The sequence below is a fragment of the Tenacibaculum aiptasiae genome, assembly GCF_965221665.1.
GTDB lineage: Bacteria > Bacteroidota > Bacteroidia > Flavobacteriales > Flavobacteriaceae > Polaribacter > Polaribacter aiptasiae.
This window is the reverse complement of the sequence record NZ_CBDCSN010000003.1, coordinates 38927-52704: the sequence shown is the minus strand read 5'-3', so window position 1 is coordinate 52704 and position 13778 is coordinate 38927. Positions and strand designations below refer to the sequence as shown.

The window sequence follows — 13778 nt, the reverse complement described above, 5'->3', positions numbered from 1 at the left end:
TTTATAAGTTTTTAAAATAGTTCTTTAAAACTACATCATTAATTTCTTTAGGAGTAAAAACCTCCATTATTTTTGGTTGATTTGATACTGCATAAAAAGCAGGCAAGTTATTATGTAACTCCTCCAAATCCTTTATTGAAACATATTCAAAATTAAACATCTTTGCTAAATGTTCAGCTGTCAAATTGTGAGGAGTTTCAAAATATTCAGTTGCATTGGTCGTCAATGGTCCTGGTATAAATCGGAATATTCCACCACCTGCATTATTTAAAATAATAATTCTAAAATCATTTGGTATACAAGTATTCCATAAGGCATTACTATCATAAAAAAAACTCAAATCTCCTGTTATAAAAGTAGTTTGATTCTTATGGGCATAAGCAGCTCCAATAGCAGTACTTGTACTTCCATCAATACCACTCGTTCCTCTATTACAAAATACTTGTAAAGTCGGATTTAAATTAAACAACTGCGAATATCTAATAGTAGAACTATTACTTATTTGAAGTTGCGAGTTATCTGGTATCGCTTTTAAAACAGCCTCAAAAACTTTTAAGTCTGAATATTCAGTATTCGCTAAATACTCTTTATGCTTTATTGAACGATCTTGATTTTTAGTCAACCATTTATTCTGATAAGTTACCTCTTCATTTCGAGATAAGCCTTTTTCAGTTGCCAATAATTTTCTTAAAAAAGAAACTGGTTTTTCTTTTATGTGTTCTGACAAACAATGATAAGTATTCATTGCTCTCAATTCATCAATATGCCAATGCGCTGCAGGTTGATGCTTCCTTAAAAGCTGCTTGATTTTTTTAGAAATAACCATTCCACCTAAAGTTACTAAGACTTCAGGCTGCAAATCTAAAAACGCAGTAGCATCTAAAGGAAAAATAAGTTTATCTATAGAATTGATAAACTTCGGATTGTATAAGTTTGAAGTTGTTTCTGTTAAAACTACAACAGTTTCGTCTTCAATCAACTCATCTAAAACATACTGTAAATCTGCATCTGGAAAATTACTACCTACTAAAATCATTTTTTTAGCAGTAGTTTTCCAAGTCGTTATTAATTGTTGATAATCACTTTTTAACTCTTTAACTGTATTTAAAGTGTTATCAGGAAAATCAAAGGACTTTAATATTTCAACCGTTTCATATAAAGGCTCATCAAATGGCACATTAATATGTACAGGGCCTTTTTTAGAAACAGCAGTTTCTAAAGCATTAATTAATAACGTTGTATTATTTTCTAGCTGATGCTCTTCGTCAATCAAGTTTGCAGAATATAAAATATGATTGTCAAAAACATTTTCTTGACGAATGGTTTGACCATCTCCTATATCAATTAAATGTTTAGGTCTATCAGCAGAAATTACAACTAAAGGAATGTTACTGTAAAACGCTTCAGCAATGGCTGGATAATAATTTAGCAATGCCGAACCTGATGAACAAACAATTACAACAGGCTTTTGTTTTTGCTGGGCAATTCCCATAGCAAAAAAAGCAGCACACCGCTCATCAACAACACTTAATGTTTCTATGTTAGGGTGATTTGAAAACCCAATAGTTAACGGAGCATTTCTTGATCCTGGCGATATAACAACTGTATCAATTTCAAATTGATTACAAGCTGTAACTACTAATTGTGCGAGTTCTTTTTTTGGGAACATTCTTTTAGTTTAAAAATGTCATTCTAAAGCAAAAACTTTAAAATGACATTTTATAATAAAATCAACAATGTTGATTAATTTCCTTTTTTATAATCTGCTAAAAACTTAGCTAAACCGATATCAGTTAAAGGGTGCTTTAACAATCCTTCAATTGCACTTAAAGGTCCTGTCATTACATCAGATCCTACTTTAGCACAATCGATAATATGCATTGTATGACGTACAGATGCAGCTAAAATCTCAGTATCAAACATGTAGTTATCATAAATCATGCGAATTTCTTCGATTAAGTTTAATCCATCTGTAGAAATATCATCTAAACGACCAATAAATGGAGAAACATAAGTAGCTCCTGCTTTAGCAGCTAATAACGCTTGACCTGCAGAAAACACTAATGTTACATTCGTTTTAATTCCTTTATCAGAAAAATATTTACAAGCTTTTACACCATCTTTAATCATTGGTAACTTTACCACAATTTGTGGATTTAAAGCAGCTAACGCTTCACCTTCCTTTACCATTCCTTCAAAATCGGTAGAAATAACCTCAGCAGAAACATCACCATCAACAATATCACAAATAGCTTTGTAGTGATTGATTATGTTTTCCTCTCCAGTAATTCCTTCTTTAGCCATTAAAGATGGGTTTGTAGTTACTCCATCTAAAATTCCTAAAGCTTGCGCCTCTCTAATTTGATCTAAATTAGCTGTATCAATAAAAAATTTCATTTATATAAATTTAAAAAGTTGTGTTCAACACTTATCTAAAAAACTATGTTTTCTAAAACGTTGCGAATTTACAACTTATAATGGTTCATTAACAATTTTTCATATACTTTATCAGGTAGAATTCGTTTCAACACAATAGAAAACTTCTCCATAAAGCCTCCAATTTTATAATGTATTCTTGGATTTTTATTCTCTATAATTTGATGAATTGCCTTTGCCATAATTAATGGATCAGCACCAGAGTCTACATGTTCATCCATTAACGCTAAGTTTTCGGCATATTTTTTCTTGTAAGCAGACTCTTCAAATACTGGTGTATGATATCTTCCTGCTGCTATATTGGTAGCAAAATCACCAGGTGCAGCATTCACTACTCGAATACCAAATTGTTTTACCTCCATACTCAAGGCTTCTGTCACTAATTCCAAAGCACCTTTACTTGCTGAGTAAATTCCTCTAAATGGCAATCCCATATAACCAGCAATAGAAGTAGTATTGATAATTAATCCACTTTTCTGCTTCCTCATGGTTGGCAAAACAGCTTTCATTACTTCAATAGCTCCAAAAAAGTTAGTTTCAAAGTTAGAACGCATTTCACTAGTTGGTGTATCTTCAATAGGTCCCGTAATTCCTTTCCCTGCATTATTAATCAATACATCAATCTTACCTTCTTCAGCAACTACTTTAGCTATTGCGCTTTGTATCGAAACTTCATCAGTAACATCTAAAGCAACCATTTTAAATGGTAGTGTTAACTTATCAGGATTCCTACTAGTACCATAAACAGTATATCCTTTTGTATGTAAATAAGTGGCAATTGATTTTCCTATTCCAGAAGAAGCTCCTGTTATAAATATAACTTTAGACATTGATATAATTTTAAGCAAATATCTAAAAGATACCTTCAATAAAAAAAACTTTAAACACTTATATTAGCGCTTTAATTAGTGATTATGTTCAAAAAACACCTCCTTCTTACCTTAACTTTATTAAGTTCTTATTTGTCTTTTTCGCAAACTTCTCTTTTTGACCACTCAAAAAACTTTACACGTCAAGATTCTTTAAGAGGAAGTATTACTAAGGAACGTGCTTGGTGGGATTTAACTTACTACGATTTAAATGTGCAAGTAGATCCTGATAAAAAATTCATTCAAGGAAAAAATACAGTACAATACAAAGTATTAAAACCTCACAATGTTTTACAAATAGACTTGCAAGCTCCCTTAAAAATAACAAAGGCAATACAAAACGGAAAAAAATTAGATATAATCTCTGAGGGAAATGCTCATTTTATTCAGTTAAAAGAAAAGCAAAAAACCGGAAGTATTAACTCAGTAGATATATACTATAAAGGAAAACCAAGAGAAGCAAAACGCGCTCCTTGGGATGGTGGCTTTTCATGGAAAAAAGATAAAAACGGAAAACATTTTGTAGCAACATCCTGTCAAGGATTAGGAGCAAGTATATGGTGGCCAAACAAAGACCACATGTATGATGAAGTAGACAGTATGGCTATCAATGTTCGAGTACCAAAAGGTTTAATGAATATTTCTAACGGACGCTTACGTAAAACGGAACATCATAAAGACAATACAACTACCTATCATTGGTTTGTAAACAACCCAATTAATAACTACGGAGTAAACATTAATATTGGTGATTATATTCATTTTTCAGAAAAATATAATGGTGAAGATGGTGAACTAGATATGAATTATTATGTTTTACACTACAATTTAGAAAAGGCAAAAAAACAGTTTAAGGATGCTCCAAAAATGATGAAAGCTTTTGAGCATTGGTTTGGAAAATATCCTTTTTACGAAGACGGATTCAAACTAGTAGAAGTTCCTTATTTGGGAATGGAGCACCAAAGTTCTGTTACTTATGGAAACCAATATTTAAACGGGTATTTAGGTCGTGATTTATCCGGAACAGGATGGGGATTAAAATTCGATTTCATCATTATTCACGAATCAGGACACGAATGGTTTGCAAACAATATTACCTATAAAGATATAGCAGACATGTGGATTCATGAAAGCTTTACAGCCTATTCTGAAAACTTGTTTTTAGATTATTACTATGGAAAGGAAGCTGCAGCAGCCTATGTAATAGGAACGCGAAGAGCTATTCAAAATGACATTCCTATTATTGGACAATACGATGTTAACAATGAAGGTTCAGGAGACATGTATTATAAAGGAGCTAATATGTTACACACTATTAGACAATTGATTAATAATGATAAAAAATGGAGAAAGATTCTTCGTGGATTAAATAAAACATTCTACCATAAAACAGTAACTACTAAAGAAATAGAAAACTATATGATTGAAAAATCTGGTTTAGATTTAACGAAGATTTTCGATCAATATTTACGTACTGTTAAAATACCTGTTTTCGAATACAAAATTAAAAACAACAAACTATCGTATCGTTGGACTAACGTAGTTAAAGACTTTAATATGCCATTGAATATTAAAGTAAATAATAATATACTAGTGTTAAAACCAACAGAAAATTGGCAAACAAAAACAATCAAATCAAACGATATAGAAGTTGATATTAATTTTTATATAAAAACCAAAAAAGTAAATTAATCACAATCCCCCGTAACTAAAATGACTGAAGTAAAAATTGCAAAATTTGAGGAACTTTTAAAAGAATTTGAACGCGAAAAAGAGAATCAAAATTTTGTTTTCAGAGGCCACTCAAATTCCGAATACGAATTAAAAACATCTTTAGGAAGATGTGATTCATTCTATGGAAGAACAACACAACAACTAGAAAAACGTTTATTAAAATTATTTAAAGAGTCTTCACTCCCTTACTTGGAACACAGACCAAGTTCAGAGTTAGAATGGCTAGCTGTAGCTCAGCATTTTGGACTCCCAACACGTCTTTTAGATTGGTCTTATAATCCATTGGTAGCAACATATTTTGCTGTTGAAGACAATCCAGATACAGATGGAGCCTTGTTTTTACTATCGGGATGTAGTACAATTCAAAATCCAGACACTTTTAAAATAGAGAGCCTAAACAAAGTTAAAAAATACAGACCTCCTTATATCTCTTCAAGAATACAAAATCAATCAGGATTATTTACCGTACATAATAACCCAGAGGAAGTGTTTACACATGAAAAAATGAAAAAAGTAATCATTCCAAAAGAAGTAAAAAGAGATATTAAAAGAACACTATTCAAGTACGGAATAAATCAACGAATGATTTATCCAGGTTTAGAAGGAATTGCTAAAGATTTAAAATGGTTGGAAACTAGTATTTATTAAACATTCTATCAAAACAAAACACATTTATCACAAAATAAACATACAATCATGAACCAAGAGATAAAAGAAGAAATACTAAAACAGTTAAAAAAAGATATTCTTTTTGGGTTTGAAAATGAAAAAAAATTATTTGAAAGTATAAATGATATGTTTTATGATTATGAAGAACTTGATACAAACTGGTTAAAAAAAGAAATTGATTTAAGGTTAAAAACACATCAAACTGAAAGTCTTAAATGGGAAAAACCAACTGACTTTGAAAGATTAGCTAAATCTTTCAACGAGTTAAATAAAGAAGGAATTGTTTCTCTTCACAAAGCAGGATACACCAGACAAGATGCAGAAGGCGATTGTTTAGAAATTATTGATGAATTAAAAAATATTGGAATATTAGCTAAAGGATACTGTTATTATCATACACAAGATTTAGAAAGAGCTATTGGTCAAGAAAAAACATTATTTATTGGATACGATAGTCATAATCAAAATGATGAACTTGCTATGGAAGTTGCTAAAAAAATAGTTGATGTTTTAAAAAAGAATGGTTTTACTATCAAATGGAACAACTCTTTGGATACTAGAATTGAAATTTCTGAAATTAACTGGAAAAAAACAGTTGATAATATTGACTACAATTATAACCAAGTATTTGATTTAATGGAAAAACATTATAAAATAAATAACATTCAAACCAAAAACCACTCTAAAAAGCCATTTTGGAAGTTTTGGTAAGGACTAAAACATCTCATAACACTTTATAAAAAAATCTATTTGGCGTATATTGCCACCCCATTAAAAGGCACTAATTATGCAAGAAAACAAAAGGTTAAACTACATAAAAGATGTGATAAAAAATATGCCAACAGGATGGTTGAGCATAACGACACATCGACTAGATATATACAACGAAGAGTTAGCTAAAACTCAATTCATAGAACAGTTTGAAGCTTTATATGAAAACAATAATTCAGACACAGCAACTCTAAATGAATTACCTACAGCTTACGATTATATAAGACTAGGACATCCATTATCATGTGTATTAGAATGGGGAGTAGCGAATATTAACAACCTAAACTCAGAAAATGTCATCAGTTTTTCATCACAGGTTGTTCCTATTTTAGCTATTTTAAGAAAAAACTTATTAGAAAATAAGCAAACTCAAATCCTTTACACAGGAAACTTACCTAGTTCGTTTGATGCAGAAATCATTCGAAATGTATATGGATACCAATTCGACTTAAAACAAGTTGAAAGTTCAAATGAAGTTACAGAATTTGATGGTAGTACCGTTTTCATTTCAGAGCAAGAAAAAGTTGAGGCACTTGAGCTAAATTCAAATATTGATTTTTACATTAGTCTTTATCCACATTTAGGAAGTATCTTATTAGTTAACGGAGCTCAAAACGAATCGTACATTTCAGAAATACAGCATGTACGAAGAAGAGAAACAGTAGCTATGACACCAGCAAATTGCTTGGAGGCATTAAAAATGTTAGTAGAAAAAACTACTTACACTCATACTGATAATAATACTACTAACAACAAACAATCAGTTTTAAATTCAATAGCAACTATTACAGGTTCAAACACCAAAGCATTGGTAGGTTCTAGTGGATTATCTATACAATATGCCATTTTAATGGGACTTGTAGATTACGCACAAGAAAACCACAAAGGGAAAGCAATCAAGTTTGTAGTACCTCCAAACTGTTATGGAGGGACTAACGACCAAGCAAGACGTGTTGCTTCTTGTTTAGATAATGTAGAAATCATGGACTTACCAGTAGATAGTGGTAACGACATGGTACAAAGTATAGAAGTAGTTCTAAATAAAATTGCTAGTGAAGATGCCGTTCCATATATCATTGCTGAGATTCCTACAAACCCAAGAGTAGAAGTTCCAAATCTTGTAAAACTACAAGAAACACTTAGTAAAAAGCGCACAACACCATCAGGAGAAACAGCTATTGATCCAGTATTTATATTAGATCAAACATTTTGTCCAAACGTACACTTTTTAGGAGAAGGAGAAATACTTTCAACAGTAAGAACCATTTCTTTTGCTAGTGGATCAAAATTTCCAAGTGGAGGAAAATGTACAGCGGGTTACTGTGTAGGAAATAAAATGACTGATGCTTTACTAGATAAAGTAGAAGCACATTTAAATCTTTGCGACAATGAAGCTACACATCTTCAATATGAAATACTAGCAGAACAAATGCCTTCAATGGTACAAAGAATTGCAGGAGCTTATAAAAACACTCGTGAGTTTGTTAGCTTTATTGAAGAAACATTACCTGGAGCTAAAATCAACTTTGTATCGGAAGAATTAGCAGAACAAGGATTTACACCATCAGTTTTTTCATTAGATCTTCCTACAAAAGGAGATACAGCAGAAGAAAAGGAAACTTATAAAAGAGCTTTGAATCATAAGTTAATCAACTTAATGATTACAGAAATTCCAAACGAAAGTAAATACTGTGTAAGTTACGGACAGTTAAAAGGATGCTATTGGACTATTCCGGCTACTTCAACACAAGGAACTACTAAAGAAGGAGACAAAGATTATATTGCGCGTGTAGCACTTTCGCCAGACATGGATTTAGAATTACACAAAAAAGTATTTTTAGATTTTGTTAAAAGTATATAAATCTGAGATATAACAGTATAAATTTATGGCTGTATGTAAACTTTAAAATAGTGCATACAGCCATTTTTTCTTTCTAAAGTTTAAATATGATAACAATAAAAGAAGCTCTTACAAATACCGAATTTAAAGTAATTGAAAAATTAGCAAGCATCATTTTACATGAAGTTTATGACCCTATAATTCCTGCTGAACACACTCGTTATTTTTTAGAAAGATTTCAATCAGAAAAAGCAATTGAAAACCAAGTAAAAAAAGAAAACTATCAGTATTATCTTTTACAATATAGAAACGAAAATGTAGGATATTTAGGAATTCAAAAACTTGATAAAAAACTAATTTTAAGCAAATTGTATATATTAAAAGCTTTTCGTGGTTTAAAAATAGGAAAGAGTGCTTTAAATTATGTTCATCAGTATGCTTTAGAAAACCATATCGAAAACATTGAATTGATTGTTAATCAACAAAACCAAAACACTGTAGAGATTTATCAAAAAAATGGATTTAAAATAATCGATTCAATAACAAACTCTTTTCCAAACGGGCACTCTGTAAACGATTATAAAATGGAGAAAAAACTAGTATAAAAAACAAACTCTTATACACTTCGACACAAATTCGTATCTTGCCCTCTGCATTATGATACAATTTATACTTAACAATCAGATTATCAAAACATCCGAAAAATCGGGTGTTACTTTACTCGATTTTATTCGAGAACAACAACAGTTAAAAGGTACAAAAATAGGATGTCGAGAAGGAGACTGTGGAGCCTGTACTGTTTTAGTTGGAGAATTAAATAATAACAATGTTGCTTATCAAAGTATTACCTCTTGTATTTCACCATTAGGAAATGCAAATGGAAAACATATAGTTACCGTAGAAGGAACCAACTTACCAAAGGAATTAAACACCGTTCAAAAAGCAATGACCGACAATTATGCAACACAATGTGGTTTTTGTACACCAGGTTTTGTTGTTTCTATGACCGGGTATGCTTTAGACGATAGTAAATCAAATACTTGCAACGATGCTATTAGTGGTAACATTTGTAGATGTACAGGATATAAATCAATAGAGAAAGCTGGTTTAGAAATAGAAGAAAAGCTTGAACAAAAAGATAAAAACCACCAAATAGAATGGTTAATCAACGAAGGATTTATTCCGAATTATTTTAAAACCATTCCAGAAAAGTTAGCACAATTACAACCAAAAGTTTTTGAAAAAACAGGAGTAAAAGTAGCCAACGGAACCGATGTTTATGTACGTCATGCAGATAAAATGGCAGAAGAAGATGTACATTTATTAACAGATCAAAATGCTTTAAAAGGAATTTCATTTACAGAAGGAATTTGCACCCTTAGAGCGAATACTACGGTTACTGAAATAGCAGAAAACAAAAAACTTCAAACCTTGTTCCCAAAACTTAAACAGTTTTTAAAATTAGTTTCATCAGAACAAATTAGAAACATGGGAACTATTGGAGGGAACTTTGTAAATGCTTCACCTATTGGTGATATGTCTATTTTCTTTTTGGCATTAAATTCAACTTTAACAATTCAGAAAGAAGACGATGCTTCAGAAAGGCAAATCCCTTTCCAAGACTTTCATCAAGATTATAAAAAATACGATTTACAAGAAGGGGAAATTTTAAAGAGTATCTCTTTTAAAGTTCCACAATCAAACGATTATTTCAACTTTGAAAAAGTAAGTAAACGTACACATTTAGATATTGCAAGTGTAAATGCTGCAGGAAGAATTACTGCAGATAACAATATTATTACAAGTGCACACTTTTCAGTGGGAGGTGTAGCAGCAACTCCAAAATACTTGGAAAAAACCAATGCATTTCTAATTGGAAAAACAATCAATTCAGAAACAATAAAAGAAGCAGAAGCTGTTTTACAATCAGAGATTTCACCTATTAGTGATGTTAGAGGTGCTTCAGAATACAAACGTTTGTTAGCAAAACAATTATTCTTTGCACATTTTATAGAGTTATTTCCTAATGAAGTTGAACTAAAAAAACTGATTGCCTAATGAAGACGATGAAAAATATTGACAGTTTTACGCACGTTCGAGGAGAATCGTTATTTGTTGACGATTTAATGTTACGACAAGATGCTTTATTCGGATTGTGTTTCGATTCGCCAAAAGCACATGGAAAAATAAAATCGGTAGACTATTCAAAAGCAGAAGCACTAGATGGTGTTGTAAAAATATTTACCTACAAAGATGTACTAGGAGAAAATCAAATTGGAGGAATAATTCCAGATGAGCCTCTTTGGGCAGAAGATGAAGTACACTTTTGGGGACAACCTATAGCATTTATCGTAGCAAAAAGCGAAGCCATAGCTAAAAAAGCGAGAGCCTTAATTACTATAGATATTGAAGAACTACCTGTAATTACCACAGCAAAAGAAGCTAAAGAAAAAAAGAGTTTTATCAATGCACCACGTTCTTTTAAATTAGGAGATTCAGAAAATACATTTGCCAATTGTGATTATGTATTTGAAGGAGAAACTTTTTCAAACGGACAAGAACACTTATACCTAGAAACACAAGGATGTTATGCGATTCCACAAGAAAATGGAAACATTAAATTGGTATCATCTACTCAAGGCCCAACTGCTGTACAAAAAACAGCAGCCAAAGTATTGGGTATTCCAATGCATAAAATAGAGGTGGATGTTATCCGTTTAGGAGGTGGATTTGGAGGAAAAGAGGATCAAGCAACACCTTGGGCAGTTATGGCTGCAGTGGCAGTGCAACACTTAAACCGTCCGGTAAAGTATATGTTAAATCGTCATGACGATTTACGTATGACAGGTAAGCGACACCCCTACTCTTCTTTTTATAAAATTGGATTAACAAAAGATTTAAAAATAAAAGCGTTTGAAGTAGAGTTCTTACAAAATTCAGGAGCAGCTGCCGATTTATCGCCTGCTATTGCGGAAAGAACATTATTTCACGCAACCAATAGTTATTTTATTCCAAACGTTAGTACAACCGTATACAGTTGTAAAACAAACTTACCACCAAACACGGCTTTCCGTGGTTTTGGAGGACCGCAAGGAATGTTTGTAATAGAAAGTGCAATTGCAGATGCAGCTGATCAAATAGGAGTTAATAGAAGACGCATACAAGAAGCGAACTTAATAGATGAAAACGATGAGTTTTCATATGGGCAAATAGCCAAGCAAGTAGAAGCTAAAAATACTTGGTTTACAGCCAAAGATAAATTTGAGTTAGAAAAGTTAGAAGAAGAAGTAACTAACTTCAACAACGAAAATAAGCTGTATAAAAAAGGAATTTCGTTAATGCCAATAACCTTCGGAATTTCATTTACCAACACACCAATGAATCATGCAAGAGCATTGGTACACATTTACCAAGATGGAAGTGTAGGTGTATCAACAGGAGCTGTAGAAATGGGGCAAAGTGTAAACACAAAAATGTTACAAGTAGCCCAATCAGTTTTTGGTATTTCTGCATCGAAATTAAAGTTAGAAACAACCAATACTACACGTGTTGCAAACACCTCTCCTACTGCAGCAAGTTCAACAGCCGATTTAAATGGTAAAGCAGTAGAAATGGCTTGTAATTCACTAATAGAAAGATTAACATCGGTAGCTTCAAAAATGCTTTCAACCGAAGAAAAAAACATTTCTTTTAAAGAAGATACGGTTTTAGTAAACGGAGAAAAGTCAACACTTACTTGGGAAGCATTAATTGCAGAAGCAATGTTACAACGTGTAGCATTATCAGAAAATGCACATTATGCAACGCCAGTGATTCACTTTGATAAGACCAAAGAAAAGGGACATCCATTTGCATACCACGTATACGGTACGGCAATTACAACTACAACGGTAGACTGTATTAGAGGTACTTACGAAATTGATTCTGTAAAAATTGTACACGACTTTGGAAAGTCAATGAACATAGGAATCGATTTAGGTCAAATAGAAGGAGCACTTGCACAAGGAATTGGCTGGATGACAATGGAAGAAATTGCTTATAACAAAGACGGACGTTTGTTATCAAATGCTTTATCAACATACAAAGTACCAGATATCTTTTCGGCAGCAAAAACAGTAGAAACTATTCCAGTAGAAACAGCAGGTAATGATATGGCTATTCAAAAATCAAAAGCTGTAGGTGAACCACCTTTAATGTACGGAATTGGAGTTTATTTTGCCATACAACAAGCCGTTAAGGAGTTCAATCCAAATTACAAATTAAAATTCCACTCACCATTCACACCAGAAAAAGTGTTAATGGGATTGTATGAAAAATAATACTGAACATATCATAAACGAAACAATTTTCGAAAAGTTTCCAGAGCTAGAAAGCGAGCGTCTTCTTTTTAAAGAATATCAAAAAGAAGATGCTGCTAGCTTACTTTATATTCGATCACATCCAAAAGTTTCCAAATACATGGATTCAGAAGTTCCTAAAACAGTAGAAGATACTGAGAAAAGAATTGAAGGTATTCAACAGGCATTCTCAGAAAAGAAAGGAATTACTTGGGCAATTATCGATAAAAACACCAATACTCTTATTGGTGATTTTGGGATTTGGAAATTGGACAGGCAAAACTTTAGAGGTGAAATAGGTTATGTCTTAAGTCCAGATTATTGGGGAAAAGGCTATATGAAAGAGAGCATGGTTACGTTAATTAATTTTGCTTTCAACATCTTGAACCTACATAGTTTAGAAGCCAATGTAAATCCAGAAAATGAAAACTCAAAAAGAGCACTTTTAAAATTTAACTTTAAAAAAGAAGCTTATTTTAGAGAAAACTATTACTACAATGGAAAGTTTTTAGATAGCGAAATATACTCGCTATTAAAAACAGATTTGTAGTCCAAAAAAGCTATTAAATAAGAACACTCCAAAAATCAATTGTCATGAAAAACAAATTAACCTTACTACTAATCCTTTTAGTTTTTAGTTTACACACCTATTCACAAAGTAAAAAAGCCATCGCAAGTCAATTTATGTTTTACTTTGAAGAAAACTACAACAAAGAATTATACGGTAAAATTTATAACCGATTTACAGTTCCTTTTCAAAAAAAAGTTTCAAAAGAAAAATGGAACTCAATCTTATCAGAGTTTCAAACCAAATATGGTAAGATTAAGTATTTTAACTTTATTGAAGTTTCACGAGCAGCAGTACGCTTTAATGTAAAGTTTGAAAAAGGAAATCAACGATTTAAAATTTATCCAAGTGAACAAATTTTAAATAAACTAGATGCTTTTTTATACAGAGACAATCCAGTTTTAGAAAAAAACATTTCAAAAATAACACTGCCTTTTAAAGAAGGAAAATGGTGGGTTATGCAAGGAGGTGATACTAAAAAGCAAAATAATCACCAGACCATAAACTACCAAAAAAATACCAAAAAAATGCTTTCGACTTTGTTTTATTAAATA

Annotated in this window: 12 protein-coding genes; 9 read left to right on the top strand and 3 right to left on the bottom strand. The window is 31.7% G+C overall.

Annotated elements, in window-relative coordinates; translation table 11 throughout:
• Position 1: 1 nt before the first annotated feature.
• From menD to ACOQN8_RS11960, 3 genes are all read right to left on the bottom strand, one after another.
• Positions 2-1669: a 2-succinyl-5-enolpyruvyl-6-hydroxy-3-cyclohexene-1-carboxylic-acid synthase gene (menD, locus tag ACOQN8_RS11970; RefSeq protein WP_420552858.1), complete on the bottom strand. Its 1668-nt coding sequence runs from the start codon at positions 1667-1669 to the stop codon at positions 2-4.
• Positions 1670-1743: 74 nt separating this feature from the next.
• The gene (gene fsa, locus ACOQN8_RS11965; RefSeq protein WP_150901232.1) at positions 1744-2397 is read right to left on the bottom strand and encodes a fructose-6-phosphate aldolase; all 654 of its coding nucleotides are present in this window, start codon (positions 2395-2397) and stop codon (positions 1744-1746) included.
• Between the two features lie 68 nt (positions 2398-2465).
• On the bottom strand, positions 2466-3266 hold the full coding sequence (locus ACOQN8_RS11960) for an SDR family oxidoreductase (protein WP_420552857.1): 801 nt from the start codon (positions 3264-3266) through the stop codon (positions 2466-2468).
• A gap of 84 nt (positions 3267-3350) precedes the next feature.
• On the opposite strand from ACOQN8_RS11960, the gene ACOQN8_RS11955 reads away from it, so the two are divergent.
• The 9 genes from ACOQN8_RS11955 (at position 3351) to ACOQN8_RS11915 (ending at position 13775) form a co-directional block, all read left to right on the top strand.
• Positions 3351-4997 carry a M1 family metallopeptidase gene (locus ACOQN8_RS11955; RefSeq protein WP_420552856.1) on the top strand — a complete coding sequence of 549 codons (1647 nt, stop codon included), beginning with the start codon at positions 3351-3353 and terminating at the stop codon, positions 4995-4997.
• Positions 4998-5018: 21 nt separating this feature from the next.
• A complete protein-coding gene (locus tag ACOQN8_RS11950) occupies positions 5019-5687 on the top strand; it encodes an FRG domain-containing protein (RefSeq protein WP_150901235.1) in 669 nt (222 codons plus the stop codon).
• 48 nt (positions 5688-5735) lie between these two features.
• Positions 5736-6419, top strand: a complete 684-nt coding sequence (locus ACOQN8_RS11945; protein WP_420552855.1) for a DUF6891 domain-containing protein — start codon at positions 5736-5738, stop codon at positions 6417-6419.
• Between the two features lie 76 nt (positions 6420-6495).
• On the top strand, positions 6496-8340 hold the full coding sequence (locus ACOQN8_RS11940) for a PLP-dependent aminotransferase family protein (protein ID WP_420552854.1): 1845 nt from the start codon (positions 6496-6498) through the stop codon (positions 8338-8340).
• Between the two features lie 86 nt (positions 8341-8426).
• On the top strand, positions 8427-8924 hold the full coding sequence (locus ACOQN8_RS11935; RefSeq protein ID WP_420552853.1) for a GNAT family N-acetyltransferase: 498 nt from the start codon (positions 8427-8429) through the stop codon (positions 8922-8924).
• 52 nt (positions 8925-8976) lie between these two features.
• Positions 8977-10377, top strand: coding sequence for an FAD binding domain-containing protein (locus tag ACOQN8_RS11930; protein ID WP_420552852.1), 1401 nt, complete (start codon positions 8977-8979; stop codon positions 10375-10377).
• Positions 10377-12638, top strand: coding sequence for a xanthine dehydrogenase molybdopterin binding subunit (locus ACOQN8_RS11925; RefSeq protein ID WP_420552851.1), 2262 nt, complete (start codon positions 10377-10379; stop codon positions 12636-12638). Before ACOQN8_RS11930 ends, ACOQN8_RS11925 begins: the two co-directional genes overlap by 1 nt.
• On the top strand, positions 12628-13206 hold the full coding sequence (locus ACOQN8_RS11920) for a GNAT family N-acetyltransferase (protein ID WP_420552850.1): 579 nt from the start codon (positions 12628-12630) through the stop codon (positions 13204-13206). The genes ACOQN8_RS11925 and ACOQN8_RS11920 overlap by 11 nt, the downstream gene beginning before the upstream one ends.
• A 44-nt stretch (positions 13207-13250) precedes the next feature.
• Complete coding sequence (locus tag ACOQN8_RS11915; protein ID WP_420552849.1) at positions 13251-13775, top strand: hypothetical protein; 525 nt, start codon at positions 13251-13253, stop codon at positions 13773-13775.
• The last annotated feature ends 3 nt before the right edge of the window (positions 13776-13778 follow it).